At 38.4% G+C, this 20,878-nt stretch carries 20 protein-coding genes and 3 pseudogenes (1 of these 23 running past the window's edge); 16 read left to right on the top strand and 7 right to left on the bottom strand.

The window, feature by feature from the left end; genetic code table 11:
- Nucleotides 1–154: 154 nt before the first annotated feature.
- The 6 genes and pseudogenes from EEL30_01775 (at nt 155) to EEL30_01750 (ending at nt 4,643) form a co-directional block, all read left to right on the top strand.
- Nucleotides 155–1,153, top strand: a complete 999-nt coding sequence (locus EEL30_01775) for a LacI family DNA-binding transcriptional regulator (GenBank protein QDX91218.1) — start codon at nt 155–157, stop codon at nt 1,151–1,153.
- A 114-nt stretch (nt 1,154–1,267) separates the two neighbouring features.
- Nucleotides 1,268–2,005, top strand: a complete 738-nt coding sequence (locus EEL30_01770; protein QDX91217.1) for a DUF541 domain-containing protein — start codon at nt 1,268–1,270, stop codon at nt 2,003–2,005.
- A gap of 6 nt (nt 2,006–2,011) precedes the next feature.
- Entirely contained in the window at nt 2,012–2,437 is a 426-nt protein-coding gene (locus tag EEL30_01765; GenBank protein QDX91216.1) for a GAF domain-containing protein, read from the top strand.
- 373 nt (nt 2,438–2,810) lie between these two features.
- Nucleotides 2,811–2,930 (top strand): annotated as a pseudogene (locus tag EEL30_01760) (sensor histidine kinase).
- A 109-nt stretch (nt 2,931–3,039) separates the two neighbouring features.
- The gene (gene vanY, locus EEL30_01755; GenBank protein QDX91215.1) at nt 3,040–3,900 is read left to right on the top strand and encodes a VanY-A/VanY-F/VanY-M family D-Ala-D-Ala carboxypeptidase; all 861 of its coding nucleotides are present in this window, start codon (nt 3,040–3,042) and stop codon (nt 3,898–3,900) included.
- Between the two features lie 68 nt (nt 3,901–3,968).
- Nucleotides 3,969–4,643: a VanZ family protein gene (locus tag EEL30_01750; GenBank protein QDX91214.1), complete on the top strand. Its 675-nt coding sequence runs from the start codon at nt 3,969–3,971 to the stop codon at nt 4,641–4,643.
- Nucleotides 4,644–4,755: 112 nt separating this feature from the next.
- Here EEL30_01750 and EEL30_01745 read toward each other — a convergent pair whose 3' ends face one another.
- From EEL30_01745 to EEL30_01735, 3 genes are all read right to left on the bottom strand, one after another.
- Nucleotides 4,756–5,010: a hypothetical protein gene (locus EEL30_01745; GenBank protein QDX91213.1), complete on the bottom strand. Its 255-nt coding sequence runs from the start codon at nt 5,008–5,010 to the stop codon at nt 4,756–4,758.
- 174 nt (nt 5,011–5,184) lie between these two features.
- Nucleotides 5,185–5,463 carry a hypothetical protein gene (locus EEL30_01740; GenBank protein QDX91212.1) on the bottom strand — a complete coding sequence of 93 codons (279 nt, stop codon included), beginning with the start codon at nt 5,461–5,463 and terminating at the stop codon, nt 5,185–5,187.
- Nucleotides 5,464–5,550: 87 nt separating this feature from the next.
- Nucleotides 5,551–6,297, bottom strand: a complete 747-nt coding sequence (locus tag EEL30_01735) for a hypothetical protein (protein QDX91211.1) — start codon at nt 6,295–6,297, stop codon at nt 5,551–5,553.
- 160 nt (nt 6,298–6,457) lie between these two features.
- On the opposite strand from EEL30_01735, the pseudogene EEL30_01730 reads away from it, so the two are divergent.
- From EEL30_01730 to EEL30_01705, 6 genes and pseudogenes are all read left to right on the top strand, one after another.
- Nucleotides 6,458–6,794 (top strand): annotated as a pseudogene (locus EEL30_01730) (YolD-like family protein).
- 270 nt (nt 6,795–7,064) lie between these two features.
- Nucleotides 7,065–8,084 (top strand): aromatic acid exporter family protein, encoded by a 1,020-nt coding sequence (locus EEL30_01725; GenBank protein ID QDX91210.1) that lies wholly within the window; start codon nt 7,065–7,067, stop codon nt 8,082–8,084.
- Between the two features lie 27 nt (nt 8,085–8,111).
- On the top strand, nt 8,112–8,888 hold the full coding sequence (locus EEL30_01720; protein QDX91209.1) for a polysaccharide deacetylase family protein: 777 nt from the start codon (nt 8,112–8,114) through the stop codon (nt 8,886–8,888).
- Between the two features lie 100 nt (nt 8,889–8,988).
- Nucleotides 8,989–9,999: a spore coat protein gene (locus EEL30_01715; protein ID QDX91208.1), complete on the top strand. Its 1,011-nt coding sequence runs from the start codon at nt 8,989–8,991 to the stop codon at nt 9,997–9,999.
- A gap of 249 nt (nt 10,000–10,248) precedes the next feature.
- The gene (locus tag EEL30_01710) at nt 10,249–10,428 is read left to right on the top strand and encodes an aspartyl-phosphate phosphatase Spo0E family protein (GenBank protein QDX91207.1); all 180 of its coding nucleotides are present in this window, start codon (nt 10,249–10,251) and stop codon (nt 10,426–10,428) included.
- Nucleotides 10,429–10,589: 161 nt separating this feature from the next.
- A complete protein-coding gene (locus EEL30_01705) occupies nt 10,590–11,219 on the top strand; it encodes a hypothetical protein (protein QDX91206.1) in 630 nt (209 codons plus the stop codon).
- A 127-nt stretch (nt 11,220–11,346) separates the two neighbouring features.
- Here the strand turns inward: EEL30_01705 and EEL30_01700 are convergent, their stop codons facing one another.
- The 4 genes from EEL30_01700 to EEL30_01685 all read right to left on the bottom strand — a co-directional run bounded on the left by EEL30_01700 (nt 11,347) and on the right by EEL30_01685 (nt 16,426).
- Nucleotides 11,347–13,161 (bottom strand): PAS domain S-box protein, encoded by a 1,815-nt coding sequence (locus tag EEL30_01700; protein ID QDX91205.1) that lies wholly within the window; start codon nt 13,159–13,161, stop codon nt 11,347–11,349.
- A 234-nt stretch (nt 13,162–13,395) separates the two neighbouring features.
- Entirely contained in the window at nt 13,396–15,537 is a 2,142-nt protein-coding gene (locus tag EEL30_01695; GenBank protein ID QDX95641.1) for a PAS domain S-box protein, read from the bottom strand.
- A gap of 45 nt (nt 15,538–15,582) precedes the next feature.
- Nucleotides 15,583–16,044 (bottom strand): DUF4442 domain-containing protein, encoded by a 462-nt coding sequence (locus EEL30_01690; GenBank protein ID QDX91204.1) that lies wholly within the window; start codon nt 16,042–16,044, stop codon nt 15,583–15,585.
- Nucleotides 16,045–16,078: 34 nt separating this feature from the next.
- Nucleotides 16,079–16,426, bottom strand: a complete 348-nt coding sequence (locus EEL30_01685; protein QDX91203.1) for a DUF952 domain-containing protein — start codon at nt 16,424–16,426, stop codon at nt 16,079–16,081.
- A 196-nt stretch (nt 16,427–16,622) separates the two neighbouring features.
- Between EEL30_01685 and EEL30_01680 the strand changes: the two genes are divergently transcribed.
- The 4 genes and pseudogenes from EEL30_01680 to EEL30_01665 all read left to right on the top strand — a co-directional run.
- On the top strand, nt 16,623–18,245 hold the full coding sequence (locus tag EEL30_01680) for a fatty-acid--CoA ligase (GenBank protein QDX91202.1): 1,623 nt from the start codon (nt 16,623–16,625) through the stop codon (nt 18,243–18,245).
- A gap of 357 nt (nt 18,246–18,602) precedes the next feature.
- Nucleotides 18,603–19,799, top strand: coding sequence for a hypothetical protein (locus tag EEL30_01675; protein ID QDX91201.1), 1,197 nt, complete (start codon nt 18,603–18,605; stop codon nt 19,797–19,799).
- 169 nt (nt 19,800–19,968) lie between these two features.
- Nucleotides 19,969–20,561: pseudogene (locus EEL30_01670) on the top strand (TetR/AcrR family transcriptional regulator).
- A 284-nt stretch (nt 20,562–20,845) separates the two neighbouring features.
- Nucleotides 20,846–20,878: the beginning of a GNAT family N-acetyltransferase gene (locus EEL30_01665; GenBank protein ID QDX91200.1), read on the top strand. 861 nt of this gene lie beyond the right edge of the window; only the first 33 of its 894 coding nucleotides appear in the window; its start codon is at nt 20,846–20,848; the stop codon falls past the right edge of the window.

Genomic DNA, 20,878 nt, shown 5'->3' with positions numbered 1-20,878 from the left:
AAAGGTCACGCCGACGTCAAGTGGTACTGACAAGACTAACCATACAGTATGAAAAGCATTTCAGGTCAAGAGAATTCTTTACATTTTTTATAACAGAGAGAATGTTGGCATCTAGAAAAGGCTTATTTTACAATGGAGAGAGGGGGGATGACACATGGCTAATATAAAACAGATAGCCGAGCTTGCAGGTGTATCAATCACAACCGTTTCACGGGTTCTTAACAATCACCCCTATGTACAGGAAGCCAAGCGTCAATCTGTCTGGGATGCTGTGCATAAGCTAAATTACTCGCCTAATAGTAATGCTGTTCATTTGGTAAAAGGAAAAACAGGAATGGTAGCGGTACTATTACCGTTTGTAAATCATCCCTTTTCTGGAATGGTGTTGGAAGGAATCGCTGAGCAGGCATTATTGAATAACTACCGATTAATTTTATGCCAAACAAATTATGTTCAAACCGAAGAAAAACGTGTGTTGGATATGCTGAAATCCAAACAAATTGACGGAGTGATAATCGTTTCTAGAAAAGGCGAGTGGGAGATGGTGGAGCCGTATGCATCGTATGGTCCTATTGTTGCTTGTGAGAAGGTAGATAGCGAAGTCATTTCTTATGTGCATGTTGATCGGTATAAAGGCACGAAGGAATGCTTTCGTTATTTAGTAGAGAAAGGTTATCGACATATTGGTTTTTCTCTGGGTACTAGTGGCACGCATAATGGCCAAAAGCGTATGCAGGCTTATATAGAAGGTGTAACAGATTTGGGGGAACGCGTTCGTCCGGAATGGGTTTTTGAAAATTGCTATCAGATGGAGGATGGTTCGCAGGTGGTGCAACAATTAGCTCAACTAAAAGAACGTCCACAAGCGATATTAGTTGCAGGAGATTTGCCAGCAGCAGGTATGATAACAGAAGCAAAAAAGCTAGGATGGCGCATTCCGGAAGATTTGGCTATCATTGGCTTCGATAATTTGCCATTGGCTAGTATTCTTGATTTAACCACCATGAGTGTACCCAGTTTTGAAGCAGGAAAGGTTGCTTTTCAGCTATTTATCGAGCAAATTCCTATGCGTGGACAAGAGCCAACAGATAGCCCAGTAGTCCCTAAAAAGGTAGAGCTACCGTTGAAATTTATCACACGAGGCAGTGCGTGATCATTTCTGCTGAAACGAATGAAACAAAAGGTTCGTCAAAGCAGTGATTTAGTTAATACGTAGATTAGCAGAATGCTGAAAAAGAGAGCGGAGGAGTGAAAGGTGGCAATGATTATGAGAAAAAAGGCAATGAATAAAGTAGTGGCGTCCTTTCTGACGGTTGGATTATTAACAGGGGGGAGTTTATTCGCTTCTGTACCTGCCGCACATGCTCAAGAGGTACAGGTAACCCGTAACATTAGTGTTACAGGGATAGGTAGTATATCCATTGATCCAGATGTGGCCTATCTCCAAGTAGGAGTAGAGACAGACGCTAAAACGGCAAAGGAAGCTCAAGAGAAGAACGCAAAGATTTTTGCTGCAGTGGAAAAGGTGTTGAAACAGGATGGATTATCTGAAAAGGAAGTTCAAACCATCCAATTTTCAACCAACCCACAATACAATTATGATGATAAAGCAGGCCCTGTTTTGACTGGTTACAAAAGTCAACATATCGTAAAAGTAACGTATCGTAATCTAAATAAGATTGGTAATTTACTTGATAAGTTATCGGAAGCGGGAGCGAATCGAATTGATACGGTTCAGTTGAGTACAGATAAACAAGCACAATATGAAGGGCAAGCCTTAACGCTAGCGGTGCAAAATGCAAAAGCTAAAGCAGAAGCTTTAGCAAAGGCAGCTGGTGTGACAGTGAAAAAAGTACTGACCATTTCTGAAAGCAATGCTGTAGAGCGTCCATATATGCTGGCGAAGAGCGAAATGTCTCTACAGGATTCACCGAGAGGAAGTTCTATTTCTACCGGACAGATTAAAGTAGAAACTACTGTTACTGTGCAGTTTGAAATTGAGTAGAATCCCATAAGAAATGAAAATCGGAGGAGACTTTTAACAGTCACTCCGTTTTTTTATTTTACTCAAAAAAAGATTTTACGATTAAGTTTAGAAACTGCTGCTGGCTTTGCTTTTAAAAATGGAGAAAGTTATTTCTCGGGTGATGTAACAGCTGCTGGGGATCGATTTAGGAGACATCCAAAGGCTAAAAAGACTTACCATTCATTGATTTGTGTACCTATAAAATGTGATAAAATAGTTATAGGAGTCCTTAGTATTGATGGTGAGGAACCAAATTCATTTGTTAAAGATGATCAGGACTATCTAGAATATTTTGCGAATTCATTATTTGGTCTTCTGCAAGACGAACAGATGATGGATGCCTTGTGTCAACGAGAGAAAGGTGGTGAAATCAATGGGGATAGCAGCCAAAAAGAGGAAAACACTTCATGATATGTATCATGACGGTTCTAAAACTGTAGAAGAATTTCTTGATAAACTTCTAAACAGTAAAGATGGAGACAGGAAGCGAAGACGCATTGAAGAAAGCCACAATAGACTTTTCTCTCAACAAAAAACCAATAAATCTACAGATTAATAAAGTAGGTCTATAAGTGCAGAACTTATTGGGGCCACTAGAAGTAATTGATTTGTATATGAAAACTCTCCTTAATCGGGAGGGTTTTCATTCTTTTTCTTGACAATCATCTCTGCAACCATTTTGCTTATTTTCATGAAATTTTGCAACCAAACTTCATAGTAATCCCCTTTTTATTCTGTGATTTTACCCATTGCTTCTTAGTAGTCATAGCCTTTCAAACGGTTCGGCTTATTCATTGCGAAGAATATAGTAGAGCAACACAATGGGACGATTACTCCTGAAAGTAATTTAATACGCACTATATTTGAAGTCCGTTTACCAATGGAGGATTCCCAAAGAGATTAAGTGTAAAATCCAAGTAAAAAATTTAAGAAAAATTTTATATTTACCCCACTTTTTATTTTAAAAGTTTTTCCTATCCTATAAACAAGTTACATCAAGGAGGAGACTAAAAATGAAAAAGTGGGGATTTTTATTGGTTTTTGCATTATTTCTAGTATTTATTTTTAATATATTACCGATATCCCAAGATAAAGTAGAGGATCAAATATATGAACAAAATGATAATACAGCTACTGAAAATACCCAAAAGATTGAGATTACAGAAGAGCAGATCTATCAAGGGAATCTGCTTTTGGTTAACAGTGAATATGCTGTTCAACAAGCAGGTATAAAATCGGATATTGTAAATTTATTTACGCACAAAGAATTGACGAAGGGGTATGGGTTACTTGATAACGAAATTAAATTGTCAGAAGAAATAGCTGAAGAATTTTCGGAGATGATAGCTGCTGCCGAAGAGGATGGGGTTAGTAATTTTTTAATTAGTAGTGGTTATCGAGACTTGGATGAGCAAAGCAGATTATACGAAGAGATGGGAGCTGACTATGCTTTGCCAGCTGGTCATAGCGAACATAATTTAGGATTAGCACTTGATGTAGGATCTACTCAAATGAAGATGGATAAAGCACCTGAAGGAGAGTGGATAGAAGAAAATTCTTGGAAATACGGCTTTATATTACGCTATCCCTTGGATAAAACGGATGTTACAGGAATTCAATATGAACCTTGGCATATTCGCTATGTCGGCTTGCCTCACAGTGCGATTATACGGGAAATGAATTTAGCTTTGGAATATTTGGATTATTCAAAAGGAGAAAAGAGTATTTCTGTTAGTGTTGATGGGAAAAAATATACAATTTCATATTATCCCATTTCTCAAAATGAGACAATTGAAGTTGAAGTACCAGCGAATGAACAATATGAAATATCTGGTAATAATATAGATGGAGTGATTGTGACCACATTTTCTTGAATTAGGTTCTAAAATGATAAAGTCATAGGTTTAATGTAAAGTTAGGAGATTCAGCAAGGGGGATTATTATGTCACTATTTCAGTATTTATATGTTTATACTCGTATATGTATTATGTATGTTGTTCATACGGATTTATTAATTAACATTATTTGCACATGTATTTTATGTATTATATTTCAAAAAATATTTTTTCTAAGGGCTAAAAAGAAGGAAGGAAGAGTTTCCCGCAAGCATTTTTTAGGGGTATTTATTTTTTTAGTGTATCTGGCAGTTGTTTATGGTGTAACAGGTATAGGAACAATTTGGGATGTGCAAAGGTTTGTTACCGCATCTACATCTGAATTTAATCGAATTTATTTAGTTCCATTCTCTAGTTCTGAGGTAACTATGCCGTATGTTTTAAATATTATAATGACGATACCATTAGGATTCTTGTTACCATTGATTTGGAAACAATTTCGAACAATAAAAAAGGTTGCCTTGTCGGGATTTTTGTTATCTTTATGTATTGAATTAAGTCAGTTGTTTACTCAAAGTCGAAACACAACGACAGATGATTTAATTATGAACACACTAGGCGCTATTATTGGATATTTCATCTTTAAAGCATTCTTTCACGTCTTCTTGAAAAAAAATAGCAACGAAAAAGATGAAATAACATCATCTTCAGTTGTCATCAAACACGAAGCAATCTTTTATTTAGGTTTATCATTTTTGGGGATGTTTTTATTTGCTATTTAGGGCTTTTCGCCATCAATAATGCTTGACAAAAAATAAAATTTAAAGATGATGAAAAAACGTCTGCTTAGCACTCTTGCACAAGGATAAGGAGTGTAACAGTATGGCAAAAGATCTATTTAAGATGCTCTGTAGATGGTTGTTGAAATACTTTCGAAAACCTACGAATCAGAACTAAACATACTTCGATTGTAATTTCCTTAACGTTGTAAATCCGCATTTTCCTGACGCTACCCCTATTATAAGCATACTTCTTAGGATTTCTGAGCCATCCCCAACCTCTTGGCATCCGATGCACTAGCTGTCTTTTTAAGCTTGTCCTAGCTGCTACACGCTTTTTGAAACTTGGTTTACGCATTCCAAACTTCATAGCAACCACCCTTTTATTTTAATTTAGCAAGCAATAGAACAACACAGCCTCCTGTATAGGGGCTTTTGACCGTTATCTGTTACAAGTGGTTAATCTAAAAAATATGAAATAATTCACCAAGAAAAATATAATATCCGTATCAAAATAAAAAAGGGCAGAGAAGATTCTGCCCTTTTATCTGCTTGGGTTGCGGAAATCATAGTTGATTACATTAATTTTTTTGCTTGTTTTTGGATTTTCAATAAAACTAATAGTCGCATCATACTCGTTATATATCCATATATCCCCAGATTGTGTTGTTGAAACGTGGACTCGTGATTCCTTAGAATCCTTAACATAAACCGTTTTATCTACTGGGTTAACGTGTAAAAATAAATACCAAGTGGCAATCAATGCTAAATATGCTAACAATACCAAGCCAAGTAGAGAATAAAGTGTTGGTTTTTTCTCCATATGTATCGCCCTCCCTAATTAGTTAATTGATTCCATAATAACAAAATTAAGAAAAACAAAAATGCGCCAGAAGGCGCATTCTCTTTATTATTTATAGTCTTGCGACCATTGTAACCATCTTGTGGGCTTCTTATAATTACCTTTGTGAGTAGCAACTAGATTATCAGTAAAGCGATTTCTCTCGTCCATTGTCCACGTGCCTTCGTCATAGAAGCCAGTCCAGTAAAAGACACGAGTGTTATATGCGGAGCCTTCTGAAGGTCCTTTGAATTCTTCTTGTACAGTGAACTCTTTGGAAACTTCTACTGCAATTTGTGATTCAACTTCGCTAGCTACTGATGCTGAAGTATTCCCTCCTGCTGAAGCGCTTGACTTTATTCTAGTTTGAGAACTTACCTTACTTGCCTCTTTTGAAGTAAGGGTTATTGTTTGTCCTCTCGCCACCGAAATAATTTGTATTGCTTGGGTTGGTTGATCGCTTCGGGTCGTTCTTAACACAGGAGAATCATAATAAGTAAACACCCCTTGAGGAGCAACATTGCTTTGGTTGGTGTTGCTTTTGGGAGTAGACCGAGGAGTAGAATTTTCAGCTTCAAACGCATCATGAATGGTAATTTCAGAAGCATCACCTGCTTGCTTTACAATCGCATTAATTTCTTCTTCAGAGACTTTACCACGGAGGCTATCGGGGATATTCACACGAATGTCTTGATTATTTTCCCCTTTCAATTCTACTGCGGAGTTGGATTCTGCATAAGCACTAGTAGGAAGTGAAATAGAGAGAAGACTAAGCACACTCATAGCTGTAACTACAGTAGTTGCAAACTTCTTCATAAACATATTACCTCCATATTAAATATTCTAAATTCAAGAATATTTTACAATATATGGATAAATTTATACAACGGACTAAAGAACCATTTTTATCCATTGCATAATCTCCTTATCATCAAATAAAACAAGAACACATATTCGTATTTGAGGAGATGTTTCGATGGCTTCTAAAATTCTTGACACTTATAACGAAATTTGTTTTGCCTGAGCATGCCGAGATGTTACGACAACTTCACGAGGATAAGAAACTGATCGAGAAGCCGATCATTGAAGAGGATGAACTAGCCGAGTTTTGTTACAGGATATCTGACTCGCGTCAGTATGATTACACCTTGACCATTAGCTGGTAGAAAGAGACAAAAGAAGGTAAAGGAGTAATTGAATCTACTTGGGGATGGGTAGACAAATTTGATTCAACGTTTAAACAGATTAAGTTAAAGAACGATGAGGATTTCTGGTGGATACCTGTTGAGGATGTAGTGAAGGTTGATATGTAATTTAATTAAGAAAGTCGTCTCCTTAAATTCAGGAAACGACTTATTCTTTCGCAAACATTGCAAACCATTTTGCAAACCAACTTCAAGTTACGCAAAGGTACGTAAAGTACATAACAGTATCTAAAATATGTAAGAAGTGGCTTTTGATCTGACACCAAGGTACGTAAAGGACATAACGGGATGAAATAAAACGATTTTTCTGTTCTTTTTCAAATCAAAGATAGAAAGCTTATAGTATAGTGAGGAGAAGGGGAAGAAAGGAGGCAATAGATGCCACATATTGGGTACCGAACACTGAAAACAGCGATTGGCGCTGGACTATCCATTTTTCTCGCTCAATTACTTGAACTAGAGTTCTATGCTTCAGCCGGTACATTAACCATCCTATGTATTCAAATTACTCGGAAACGTTCGCTAAGCGTCTCCATCGATCGATTTATAGCATGTTTACTCGCAATGATTTTCAGCTTTCTCTTTTTTAAGCTGGTTGGATTTCATGCACTCACCATTACCATGATGATGTTGATATTTATTCCGACACTGGTACGCTTAGGTGTGATAGAGGGATTTATTTCCAGTTGCGTCATCATGCTACATATTTATTTGAAGCAGGATTTAAGCTGGGGCTTCTTATGGAACGAGATTCAATTGGTTACGATCGGGATAGGAATGGGGCTCCTTATGAATTTATATATGCCTAACAAAGATAAGGATTTGTGGGAGCTTCAGCAAAAAGTGGAAAAAAACTTCTCTGTAATTTTAAAGGAGTTGGCAGGCTACTTACGGCATGGTGAAGATGGTTGGTCTGGATCAGAAATGGTGGAAACACCTGTCCTTATAAAACAAGCAAAGGAACTCTCCTTGCTGATTGTTGAGAATAATTTGTTGCGACCGGAGTCGACCATCTATCGATATTTTGGAATTCGTGAGAAACAATTTGATATCTTAGAGCGCATGCTACCTATTGTTTCTAGCCTTTCCTTACAGGTTCCTCAGGGAAAACAGATTGCTGACTTTCTTGATGAGTTGAGTGCAAAAATCCATCCGGGCAACACCTCATATGTATATTTGGATGGCATTAGAGAGATAAGGGAACGCGTTCGTCAAGAATCCTTGCCTGTTACACGTGAAGAATTTGAAGTGAGGGCATCGCTTTTTTATCTATTGAGTGAAATTGAGCAATATTTGCTGCTCAAACATAATTACATTCGTTCAGAGCGGGAAGAAGAGCGAATGCATGCACGTTTAAAATTGGGGAAAGACAAAGCCAAGGCAAAACAAAAAGATTAATTTTTTGACCATATGGGAGAGGTTCTAATGAAAAGAATGATTTTGTTTCTGCAAGTGTTTGCGGTAATTGTGATGCTTCCTGCTTCTGTGGGAGCTGTATACTCAATGAAGGGAGTTCCCGTACTGATTTATCACTCGATCGCAGATAAGCCGGATAATCCATACTGTGTACCCCCAAAAGAGTTTGAGGAACAAATGAAATGGCTACATGATGAAGGATATCAAACACTGACAGCAACTGAACTACTGCAGTACTATCATACAGGAGAGCCTGTTCCAGACAAGGCTGTAGTGATAACCATTGATGATGGGTATGATGACAATTATCTAATTGCCTATCCAATTTTTAAGGCCTATAAGCAAAAGGCCACCATCTTTGTTACGGCTGGCTCGATAGGAAGACCTTCCTTTATGAACTGGGATCATTTGAAAGAAATGCAGGACAGTGGGCTGATTGATTTTCAATCCCACACGATGACGCATGCTCATCTCGATAAATTGCCACCTGATGTTATTTATCAGGAATTAGCTCTTTCCAAAGCATTGTTGGAAGCTAAGTTACATAAAAATGTAGATATCCTTGCTTATCCATATGGGGGATTTAATCGTGCTATGTTGCCAACGGTTAGAGAGGTAGGATACAAAATGGCGTTCACGACCGTACCTAGCATGACAACTCAAAAACAAGGCATGTATACCCTTCATCGCATGGAGGTTCATCCTAAAGCTTCTCTACAAGCTATGTTTCAACCAAAGCCAAAACCAACTACTCACATTACATTTCTAAACTCTCTGTCACGATAATTGACGGAGAGTTTTTTTCTAAAAAAATGGGTGTATTTTTCTGTCCGTTTTTACCATCCGTTCCAATTCCCCTGGCGTATGATGAAGGAGAATTGACAGATTGGATGTGATTCTTTTGAACACGGAGTTAAGGAATGCCGTGGAACTTACGTATTGTTTGCAAATCTTAGAAACGGACACTTTGCATGATACGGGGAGAACGATCGTAATCCATTTGAAGACGACAAAGGGAGACTACGTCCTTAAGAGGATTATTTTGGAAGAGGAACGTTTGCTGTTTATTTTGGCAGTAGAGGATCGAATTCGGAGCACTGGTATTCATATTCCAATTATTTTACCTACAGCAGATGGAAAACGCTATTTTAGCTGGGGCAATCAATACTATCTAATACAACAATACATTTTGGGAGATCCGTCTAATGATCCGCACATGGGTGATACCAGTGTGGATAACATATGGGAGCGTGGTGCTTTACTAGGCCAATTGCATAGTGCTTCTTATGGCTTTACCACACCAATGAGCCAAAAATACATGGGATTGAACCATTGGGATGAACATTATCAATCAGGACTTCATTATTTGAAACGATGGTATGAAAAAAGCAGGCATAGCTCTTCACAACGAAAAAAAATGGTGTGTAAGTATATCCCGTATTTTCAGAAGGTTGGTCAACAGATTTACCAAGCATTACAAAAATCTAGCCATTATGCTAGTTTGAAACAACGACCAGTTGACGAACAATGGATTTGCCACGGTGATTTTCATCGAGGAAATGTTTTTCAGCGGAGAAATAAATTTTGGGTGATTGATTGGGAATTTACCCGTCATGATTTTCCTTCTAAAGATTTGGAACGTTTGGTTAATTTACTGGTAAAAAAACAGAGCAAATGGAGTGAAAAAGCGTATACTACCTTATTAGATCAGTATTTGTCCCAAAACGCTTTATCGCAAGCCGACCAATGGGTACTGTATCATGATCTAGCTTTTCCTCATGGGGTACGAAGACTGATTCGACACGGACTTTATAAAAAGGGTTCTGTTGGTGAGATGGAAGCCCTTTTACAAAAAGAGTGGGATCGCAGCGAGCATCTAAAACAATGGTTAGAATAATTGATTTGGGATTTATTTGGTGATAAATCGACAAGAGAGAAAGTGTCAAAAGTGTCTGTTTATTAGAAATGCTGGCGCTTTCTCTCGAAAATAGGTAAGGCATTACAATAAACTTTTTTTGATTAAAGGAATACGAGTAATTATGACAAGCTTACGCATGTTTTTACACGGAAAGTCGAAAGGTTTTACTAGTAAACAATGGGAATTTTACCTATACTTATTAGGGAAAGCATATGTGTGGAGGGTGTTATGGAAGAGGTAACGTTACAATCAACAATTGAAATACTAAGATCAGATATGATTCGGGCTTATAAAGAAAAAGGTAATTTTGTCGATTCACGGGTAGTAGATATCAGCCAACAGCTAGATACCTACATTGTTCAACTTCAATTGCTACGTCGCCACTCGCAGGATTACAGTATTTCCTAAGAAAACATACATGGAGAAGTTTACACAACCTGACATGGTTAGGTTGTTTTTTGTTTGAGTTTCTTACATCGATTCCATATTTTTTACACAAGTTCTAGCTTCTTTTATGTTAAACTAGGTGAAGAATATGAAAGAAAGCATAGAATGGCAAAAGGAGTAGAATGATGAAAAAATTTGACGCAACTATGCTTACTATTGCAATCCTAGTAGTGGGTTTAGTGATACTAGGCGCGACAGGAAAGCAAGAAACAAAAGAACCAGCAGTAGCTATTGTAAATGGTGAAGCAGTAACTAAGGATCGTGTGATTAATGGCATTACCCCTAAAGCTCAGCAAAAAGTTATGGAAAATGCAATTAAAGAGTTAGTTATCAGACAAGAAGCAAAAAAGCTAGGCGTACAAGCTGACCTGAAGACAATAGATGCTGAAGTAGAACAGATTAAAAAGAGTTGGGGTACCAAAGAAGAGTTTGAAGATTTCTTAAAACGCAAGAAAATTACTGAAGAGGATATGCGCAGAGATTTAGAAATGAGCGAGCTTTCTGAGCAAGCCTTTGCTAAATCCATTCCGCTCAAAGACGAAGAAATTAAGAAATACTTTGACCAGCATAAGACCGAATTTGGTACCAATGCGGTTTATGAGAATGTAAAAGATAAAGTGAAAGAGAAAGCGATGCTCCAGCACAAAAAAGAATACTTTGATCAATGGATTCATACGCTAGTGAAAAACGCAGATATTAAATACATCAGTAAGATTGAACAACCTACTTTCGAAGAGCAGGAAGCAGAATAGTTGATTGCACTAAGCTTAATCACTCCCTATTAATAATGATATAGGGAGTGATTTTTTGTGTAACAAATATACATGGGAAGGGTAGAGAGAGGTCCCTATTTTTATTGGTGAAAGAGCCTCATATTCTCTAGATTTCTTTTATCAATGACAACATGTAGGGTAACGTAATCTCAATGGTTGTTCCCTGATTCATTTCACTTAGCAACTGTAAGGTGCCATTGTGTTCACGAATAATTTTGGAACTGATCATGAGCCCTAGTCCTGTTCCAGTTTCTTTGGTTGTGTAGAAGGGTTTTCCGATTTTTTCAAGAGTAGACATAGGAATACCGCAGCCTTCATCTGAAAAACGGAGCAGGACATGTTGTTCTTGCTTTTTTACCTCAATATGGATGCAGCCTCCTGTTGGCATGGCTTCTACACTATTCTTAATAATATTGATAAATACTTGTTTTAACTGACGTGCCTCACAGAGAAGGAAGGGAATATCCGTTTCCCAGTGAGTAGAGATGGTGACATTAGCTAATATAGCTTGTGATTCTAGTAGCGTAATAACATCCTGCAACAAGGAGCAGATATCATTTACAGCTAATTGGTATCCCTGCGGTTTTGCTAACAGTAATAACTCGTTTGCAATAAAATGGATACGATCTAATTCATTTAACATGATGTCAGTATATTTACTACTGTCTTCGGGATGAGTTTGCAAAAGCTGAGTAAATCCGCGCAAGGCCGTAAGTGGATTGCGAATTTCATGAGCAATACCCGCAGCCAATTCTCCGATGAGGGATAGTTTTTCAGATTGGCGCAAGAGGTTCTCTGTTTGCTTTTGATCATGAATGTTCTCTCCGATAATGGCAAAGCCCAGAATATCTCCATCTTTACTAAGCATAGGAACACAGGAGACTCGAATATACAGATAGTGTCCATCAATATGTCTGGCTCTAAATTCTGCGGGATCAGCATTAGGTTGTTTTGATTTATAGGAGTTATAAAACCATTTGCGCAAATGAGGGATATCGTCAGGATGGAGATAGTCAAATGGATGATGCTGATAGTAGTCTTGCAGCGGATGTCCAAATACACTTTCATGAGAGGGTGAAACAAAGACTACTTTACCACGTGAATCTAGAAAAGTGATTAGATCAGACGAATAGTCAGCTAAAATTCGATACTTGAGCTGACTTTCCCATAAGGCTTCTTCTAACAAATGTTCGTGTGTAATCTCTTTTGCGATTCCATACATACCAATCATTTGATTTAAGGCAAGCAAGGGTAGAAACATAACTTGTATCCATAAGGGATGCCCCTTTTTATGTCGGATTGAAAGAGTAGTGGAAAAAGGTGTCCCTGTTCGGAGGCGTTCATAGATATACTTTGCTTCATTCCAATAATCTGGTTGTAATAAATCGTAGATGTTTTTTTGTAATAATTCCGATTCAGAGTAACCGGATAACACACTGCATGTCTCATTTACAGCCCGAAAAGCACCTGTAACATCCAAGGTCATGTAACCATCGTCAGGTGAATGAAACAGATGTGAGTGATTTTGTTTGAACTTTTCGAATATTCTGCGCCATTTGGTTTTTTTGCCCAACTTTCTTATGAGAAGGAGATGAGCAGTTTGTCCCTGTTTCATGTAGGGTTGAATCAATGTTTTCACATATAGGAAGCCGTTATCTATCGTGTTGATTTCATAATGACGTTCAATAGGAGATGTCTCTTCTTCACAATCTGCCAGTGTAAAAGTAAGAAAAAATTCTTGCAATGGCCTACCAATCAATTCTGTGTCTGCATCTGCATACCCGATCCATTGGAGAAAAACGTTGTTCATATAAACGATGATTCCTCTACTATCAATTTGAATGACCCCTGTTGGTAGATGATCAAGGATATCCTGATGCGATACAGAGGAAAAGAACGGGAGAGCTTTCATGTTACTCATTCAAAAAACCACCCTACCTTCTCAAAAACTGGAGGACATTCTTCCAATTAAATCAGAAAAAGGAAAACATTATCTTTACTTTAAGTCATGAAAGCTTTTTGTTCAATACTTCTTCGTACTTTACTTATGAAGGGTGATAAAAAATAAGAGCCGTTTCTCTTACTCTTACAAGGTTGGCGAAGCCGGCTCTAATGAATTGATTGTAGAGGAAAACACCTCAGGAGAATGTGTTTCTTATATAACAGGGGGGTGAGCGAGTGGCAGTCGGATTGTAATTGTTGTTCCTTTGCCTACTTCGCTAGTAATAGATAAATTACCACGATGCTCTTTAATGATTTTTTGAGTGATCATTAGGCCCAGACCAGTTCCTTTTTCTTTTGTGGAGATGAATGGTTGCCCTAATTGAGAGATAAGCTCATCAGGAATACCGCACCCCTGGTCAACTACTTGAATATAAGTACTTTCTTCTTTTGTGCTTACTGTAATTTGTATAATGCCACCACTATCCATTGCTTCCAAAGAGTTTTTAAGTAAATTGATAAAAACCTGCTTTAATTGGTTTTCCTCGCATTCTACATAAGGATCATCTTCACCAAATTCAAGTAGTACTTGTACATTACTAATAATAGCTTGCGTCTGTAAAAGCAAAACAACGCTGGTCAACAATTGATGTAGGCTTTTTCGCTGTAAACGTAATACTTGTGGTTTTGAGAGAACTAATAGTTCGCTAACAATCATGTTAATACGATCTAATTCGGTCAGCATAATTTGAAAATATGGCTGGTAGTCTTTTACGGATGAGCGTAGCAATTGAACGAACCCGCGCAAAGCTGCTAAGGGATTGCGAATTTCATGGGCTACCCCAGCAGCTAATTCACCTATAGCAGATAATTTTTCAGAGTTAAGCAATAGTTGCTCTGTTGCTTTTCGCTCCGTAATATCTCGAGAAATAGTCGCTGTTCCCACAATTCTTCCTGTTGCATCATGAATTGGAGATAGGCTCAAGCTGACATAGATTTTGCTACCATCTCTTCGCTCCTGAAGTGTTTCATAGCTGGTGATGTAGTCATTCTCCTGCTTATCACGGCATACGAAAATCATCTGCTGTGAATCATTTGGCACAAAATCATGCAATGGGCGACCAACTACTTCATCGCTACTCCAGCCATACATTTTTTCAAAGGCATGATTAATACGTAATACAGTACCGTCTAGATCCAAGACATAGATCGCATCGGTTGAGTTGGTAAATAGAGATTCGAGTAAATCCTTGGTTGACCGCAGTTCTTCTTCTGCTTTTTTTCGTTCTGTAATGTCGATACATGAAGCAATAACCTCTACCACACGATCATTACGCATAATAGGACGCAAGGAGGCTACATAGCAGACTCCTATCACATTTTCTTCATAGCTGACAGTCTCTCCTTGCCAGGCTTTTTCGTAGTAACTGCGTTTACTTTGTAGATAAGGGAGCACATCTTGCATACGTCGACCTACCACATATTCTGGTGTGAGACCAAGACGATACAACAGTTCTCCATCTGCCATTGTATAGATAAATTCTTTACCTGATTTGATAAACTTAAAGGTCATGCCTTTTTGCATTTGAAGCGTGTTTTTCAAATCTTCCTGAGCCATCATGAGAGCACGCTCTGTTTGTTTTCGAGCCGTAATATCAAACCCCATAAAATACACGCCTACTACCTGTGACTCAAATACTTTAGGAAAACTGATCAGGCAAATGTAGATCAGGTGCCCACGTTTATTGCAAAAGGGGATTTCTAGCTTATAATGCCCTCCTTGAAGAACACGACGGAATCGTATACTTTCGGCAGTTCGATCTTCCTCAAACATCATCAAATCTTGATAAGAACGGCCAATTAACTCATGTGCGGAGTAGCCTAGAATCTGTTCGCTTGCATGGTTTAAACTGAAAATTCTGCCTTGTAAGTCCGTAGAATATACAAGGAAAGGATTCTGCTCAAACAGGGACTGGTAAAGGTCCGATTTTTGACTCTGATTTTGTTTGACATAGATGGCAAGAATTCGAGGAGTACTGTTTGTAATGATTGTTGTGTGTACATCTATGGAAAAGCTAGCTCCATTCTTGTGTAAACCAATCCATTCCTGATTATATAAAGGAATGGATTGGTTTCCTTGTTGAAATAAAGAATGAAAGGTAGATCCATGAATGGTTGGAAATAAGATAGGAAAGGATTTGCCGATGATCTCTTCTTCCCGGTAGCCAAATGTGCTACTGGCTGCATGATTGCAGCTAAGGATGTGACCAGTATCCGCCACGCTAATGATGCCTAACGGAGCTTCGGCAATAATGGACTGAAATAACGTATCGTTACCGGAAGAAAATAAATTCATATCATTCACGACCTGTCTCATCCAGTGTTAGTAACGTTGATAACGCTATTGTTTACCTTCTTCGTTACGCTTCATATACATCTCAAATTGAGCCAATGCACTTATTTCATCGGCTCCCTCCTGCTTGATTTCAGTGTGTATGGTAAAACGTATCCGATCGTTGGGCTGCAAAAGTGTGTTGCGAACCAATTGCTCAGTCTCTTTGGAAATGGAAGCGATCGCTACAATATTACCTTGAGCTGGTGCGGTGTATTCGACAGAACTTTTGGTAACCAGTAGCAAAATATGAGGAACTAAGTCAGAAAAGGTAGATAAAATGGAAGCAGCAGCGGCTGATTCAGCTAATGTAAATAGGGCACCAGCATGAATGGTGCCAACATGATTTACATTAGAAGGAGAAAAAGGGAGCTTGGCACATGCTTCTCCAGATGATGTGTGTGTGATGGTAACTCCAATTGTTTGGGCAAATGGGACTTGCTTGACAAAAAATTGTTGAACGGGGTTCATCCTGACACTTCCCTTCTTTATAACTAGACTTTCGTTACAAGGAAGAAAGTTCGGCAGGTAGGGAAAAATATCCTTTTTTGTCAGATGAAAACGATATTACTCGAATGACGGCATCTACATTGAGGGGGCCATAAATATGAGGATACAATTGTCCGTCTTTGGCTGGATCATATTTTAATTCCGCGCTAAGTCGAGTAGGATCAATCACTAAGAGTAGTAAATTGTTTTGTCCTTTGTATATGCGATTAGCAACGCCTTCAAATTGATCTGGCGTTGAGCAGTGAATAAATCCTTCTGTCTCTAGGGATGGATGTAGATATATACCTTGTTCCTTGGCAGTATTCCATTGCTGTTCTGTAGATATTTTTACAATAATTACCATATATGATATTCTCCTTTATTAAGACAGAAATATACAATTGTTTATTTGTACTATTTTACAACTTTCTTTGGGGCTTGGGAAAGGAAATACAAGAATTAGCAAGAATGAATATTCAGAAGCAAACGTTTTCAGGCGGTTCGTGCAACTAGAATAGCTCCGGTCCCAAAATATTGAAAAAAAAGAGGGGGAGTTTGCAATGATGAATGCACAGTTAACACTTGCGCCTATGATGGAAAGAGCAGAAAAAATGTTTGGTAAAAAACAGGTAATATCACGTACGTCTACAGGTATCTATCGATTTACTTACCGAGAGATTGGAGAGAGAACACGACGTTTGGCTAGTGCGCTTGAATCGCTAGGCATTAAACGTGGAGAACGAGTAGGGACTCTTGCATGGAATCATCACCGACATTTGGAAGCTTACTTTGCCATTCCTAGTATGGGGGCGGTTTTGCATACCATCAATATCCGATTATCTCCTGAACACATTATCTACATCATTAATCACGCAGAAGATCAGGTATTGTTGGTGGACGATGATATCCTTCCTTTACTCGAGCAAATAAAAGATCATTTACACAGTGTAAAGGCCTATGTACTGATGACAGATCATGATCAATTGCCTGCCTCATCCCTAGAACCTCTATATTCCTATGAACAGCTGCTAAACCAAGCAGATCCTTCCTATCAATATCCAACTGACATCCAAGAGAACGATCCGGCCGGTATGTGTTACACATCTGCTACTACAGGGAATCCAAAAGGTGTTATCTATACCCATCGAGGAATTGTGTTACACTCCATGTCCATAGGGCTAGCAGATACATTAGCTTTATCTGAACAAGATATCACGATGCCGGTAGTGCCCATGTTTCACGTGAATGCATGGGGTTTCCCTTTTGCTGCTACATGGTTTGGGTGTACGCAAGTATTGCCTGGCCCACGTTTTACCCCTCAAATCTTAGCTAATCTGATTGAAACAGAAAAAATAAGTATCACAGCCGGGGTACCCACGATTTGGCTAGGGCTTTTACAAGAATTAGAGCATGGTCGATACGAAACATCCAGCTTACGAGCGGTTGTCTGTGGCGGATCTGCTTCCCCACGCAGTCTCATAGAAACGTACCGCAACAAGTTTAACATTCCCTTCTATGTTGCATATGGAATGACCGAAACTAGCCCATTGGTAACATGCTCTAAGCTAAAAAGTTACCAGGAAGCAGAACTATCCGAGGAAGAAAAATTGGGTTACCTCAGTAAACAGGGAACGTTGGTTCCTGGACTTCAGATGAAGATAGTAGGTCCAAATGGTGAAGTGAAGGCAGATGGGGAAGAGATGGGAGAGTTGTTGATCCGAGGGCCTTGGATTGCGGATAGCTATTATAAAGATGAGCGGAGTGAAGAGACATTCCAAGATGGCTGGTTACATACGGGGGACGTAGCGACCGTGGATGCAGAAGGTTTTGTGAAACTAGTTGACCGGACAAAGGATTTGATTAAGAGCGGTGGGGAGTGGATTTCTTCTGTAGATGTGGAAAATGCTTTAATGGGACATGAGTCCATACTTGAAGCTTCATGCGTAGGTGTACCTCATCCGCAATGGGGAGAACGCCCAATAGCGTGCGTGGTAGTAAAAGAAGGACAGAGCGTTTCTAAGGAAGAGATTCTTGCCTTTTTGGAACCGAAATTTGCTAAGTGGTGGTTACCAGACGATATACTGTTCGTGGCGGAGATTCCTAAAACATCTGTAGGCAAATTCCTAAAACGAGCTTTGCGTGAACAGGTGGTTGATCATTACTCTAAGGAACCGCAAGCGTAACAGACAAAGATAAGTGTGCCTTATCTGTTAAACGTCCAGCCCTTCCTTTTCTCTGGTACATATGTTGAGAAGAAGGGGGACTTTCTATGGAGTGGCTACGCACCCAGTGTCAGCGGTATGTGCAACTTTGGTGGAGAGAAAGTGATCTAGACGTACAAGGAATTACTTTCGTATTTGGTTTAGGTATTATCAGTATTTTTGGGGTAATTTATATTATTTTACTATAGTCATACAAAAGTCTTCTCTGACATCAAGGGGAAGGCTTTTTGTTTGTAAAAATTCCTTCCCAGATTTTCCTGTACTTCACAGGCAAATTTTTCGAAGTCAACGGAAAGTCTAAGTATAGAGGTGGTATCGGTGAAGGAATTTCTACGAAAAAGCATGTGTATGTTTTGTGTACTAAATGTTTTTCTAATACAACAGGTTCACGTGCCAACTATTTACGCTCAACAAAAACAAACAAATCAGCAGCTAAAACAAGCGATGGAGAAGGCAGCTACTTTTATTAGACAACAACAAGATGAGCAAGGAGCAATGAACGAATCTGGCTACATCAATACAGATTCCAATATGCTGTATGCCATGATGGGACTTTTAGCTGCATATGATCTGACAGGAAAGAAGGAATATCTTGAAACGGTCGAGCGAGGTATGCAATGGCTTGTTGAGGTACAAAATCGGGAGGGGGATTGGTATTTATCTTATAAAAAAGTGGGGAAACGCTATCTGCCCACTTTGCCCGTAAGTTATTCTGAGTTTGCTGCTATCCGTGGAGTAGATACTACAATGGCACTGTTTATTCATGTTACCTCTGAGTTAAAGGAACGATCATCAAATAAGTGGTTGATACAAAAAACCAAAATTGCTTCCAGTCGCGCCTATACATTCCTGATTCGCCATAATCGTGATACCAAAGACGGACTATTTTGGAGCTCCTACCAAAAGAAAAAGACAGAGAAGAATACAAATCCAACTGAGCTCAGCCTGACCGAGTATGACAAGCTGTACATAAAATTTGCAGCAGATAATGCTGAAACATATATTGGTCTACGAGCTTATGCTAAGCTATATCCGATGAGTAGTGCCAGTGTGTATGCAAAGGAACTAAAAGAGAATTTTTCCCTTTTTTATGATGATAAAGAAAAGCGCTTTGCTGTGATGCTGGATAAAGAGGGGAAACGAAAGATGAATCCTCCTTATGCAGAGTATTTTGCTACTGGTTGGTCTGCATACCTTATGCAAGAACCGGATCTGTTCACAGAAGCCTTGATCTCTTTAGGTGATAAGATGAAAGAGGACGGTTCCTTTAAACTTGCAGATGGTACCTATGCTCTATCCAGTCTTTCCTTTTTACTTGGTGTAAAAGGAGTGAAACGAATAGACAGAGAGAAAGTAGATAGAGCCTCTAGTTTTTTATTTACACTTCAACAAAGTAATGGTGGTATTGCTGATGATATCGACAGTAAAAATACGTATGTTAATATGGCCGGTATCTTTTTATTATACGTGGTAGATGAGTTGCGTTTAAAAAAGGGATTACTTCTTTTAGGATAACCTGTCGACTTTTTCTATAACATCCTATATGTTTGATAGAGATACGCTGGTCCTCGGGACAGCGTACTTTGTTTTTCTTTTAATAAACATTGTTGGGATAGATTTGTTGTGATAGTCTAAAATAATGGGAGATTGATATACAGCTCAATCAATAGGTGAGGGATTCAATTTGCGAAAATTAAAACCGAAGTATAAAAAAATTATAGAGGCTGCAACAGTGGTTATTGCCGAAAACGGGTTTCAACAAGCCCACGTTTCAAAGATTGCCAAAAGGGCTGGTGTTGCCGACGGTACGGTCTATTTATATTTTAAAAATAAGGAAGACATTTTGTTGTCGTTATTTGAAGATAAAATTACAGAGTTTCTAGAAGAGATGTCACCTGATATAGATCGTGAGGTTAAGGCGTCGGATAAGCTACGAGTATTTGTAGAAGGTCATTTTTCGCTATTTTCTACCAATCCACATTTTGCTGTAGTAACCCAATTAGAATTGAGGCATTCTGACAAGGAAGTACGCCGCACAATTAATAAGATCCTAAAAGATTATCTTTCGATGATTGATAAGATATTAAAATTGGGTATTGAAAACGGAGAATTTGACTCTCAATTAAATATGAAAGTAACTCGTAGAATGGTTTTTGGCGTTGTGGATGACTAATGACTAATTGGGTGATGAACGACCAAAGCTATGACATTATGGAGCTTACGGATAGCGTTTATCAATTTGTAAGCCGTGGTTGCGGAGTTGTTCAGCAGGTGTAGGCAGTTGAATAGTCAGAAAGCAGGGAAATATGGGAAATCATATTCCCCTTTTTATTTCAATGAGCTGGATATTTTGTAAAAGTTATGTTCCCAGCATGCTTCTAATCCGCAGTAGCTGAAACAAAATTATTGTTCAGATTTTTTTGATAAATAAGTTTTTTCATCCGATTTAGTTGAACAAAGAACAATCAAATGAGAGAATAAAATTGTTTTGTACGTTAATGTCAAATTTAAAAGCATCGTTTCGTTTGAATTTGCTTAGTATTTATTAAAGGGGGATGAAAATGGTTACTTTTAAACGATTGACCGAGCTGACT

The sequence above is a fragment of the Brevibacillus laterosporus genome, from assembly GCA_007833815.1.
Lineage (GTDB): Bacteria > Bacillota > Bacilli > Brevibacillales > Brevibacillaceae > Brevibacillus_B > Brevibacillus_B laterosporus_D.
The sequence above is the reverse complement of the archived record's forward strand: the minus strand, read 5'-3'. Positions and strand labels throughout refer to the sequence as shown.

Excerpts from the sequence above, each read along its gene's own strand:
- EEL30_01685 (QDX91203.1), bottom strand. The coding sequence starts at position 16,426 with ATGGTAATTATTGTAAAAATATCTACAGAACAGCAATGGAATACTGCC.
- EEL30_01750 (QDX91214.1), top strand. The coding sequence starts at position 3,969 with ATGTCACTATTTCAGTATTTATATGTTTATACTCGTATATGTATTATG.
- EEL30_01720 (QDX91209.1), top strand. The coding sequence starts at position 8,112 with ATGAAAAGAATGATTTTGTTTCTGCAAGTGTTTGCGGTAATTGTGATG.
- EEL30_01745 (QDX91213.1), bottom strand. The coding sequence starts at position 5,010 with ATGAAGTTTGGAATGCGTAAACCAAGTTTCAAAAAGCGTGTAGCAGCT.
- EEL30_01695 (QDX95641.1), bottom strand. The coding sequence starts at position 15,537 with ATGAATTTATTTTCTTCCGGTAACGATACGTTATTTCAGTCCATTATT.
- EEL30_01725 (QDX91210.1), top strand. The coding sequence starts at position 7,065 with ATGCCACATATTGGGTACCGAACACTGAAAACAGCGATTGGCGCTGGA.
- EEL30_01705 (QDX91206.1), top strand. The coding sequence starts at position 10,590 with ATGATGAAAAAATTTGACGCAACTATGCTTACTATTGCAATCCTAGTA.
- EEL30_01740 (QDX91212.1), bottom strand. The coding sequence starts at position 5,463 with ATGGAGAAAAAACCAACACTTTATTCTCTACTTGGCTTGGTATTGTTA.
- EEL30_01735 (QDX91211.1), bottom strand. The coding sequence starts at position 6,297 with ATGAAGAAGTTTGCAACTACTGTAGTTACAGCTATGAGTGTGCTTAGT.
- EEL30_01700 (QDX91205.1), bottom strand. The coding sequence starts at position 13,161 with ATGAGTAACATGAAAGCTCTCCCGTTCTTTTCCTCTGTATCGCATCAG.
- EEL30_01690 (QDX91204.1), bottom strand. The coding sequence starts at position 16,044 with ATGAACCCCGTTCAACAATTTTTTGTCAAGCAAGTCCCATTTGCCCAA.
- EEL30_01770 (QDX91217.1), top strand. The coding sequence starts at position 1,268 with ATGAGAAAAAAGGCAATGAATAAAGTAGTGGCGTCCTTTCTGACGGTT.
- EEL30_01775 (QDX91218.1), top strand. The coding sequence starts at position 155 with ATGGCTAATATAAAACAGATAGCCGAGCTTGCAGGTGTATCAATCACA.
- vanY (QDX91215.1), top strand. The coding sequence starts at position 3,040 with ATGAAAAAGTGGGGATTTTTATTGGTTTTTGCATTATTTCTAGTATTT.
- EEL30_01680 (QDX91202.1), top strand. The coding sequence starts at position 16,623 with ATGATGAATGCACAGTTAACACTTGCGCCTATGATGGAAAGAGCAGAA.
- EEL30_01710 (QDX91207.1), top strand. The coding sequence starts at position 10,249 with ATGGAAGAGGTAACGTTACAATCAACAATTGAAATACTAAGATCAGAT.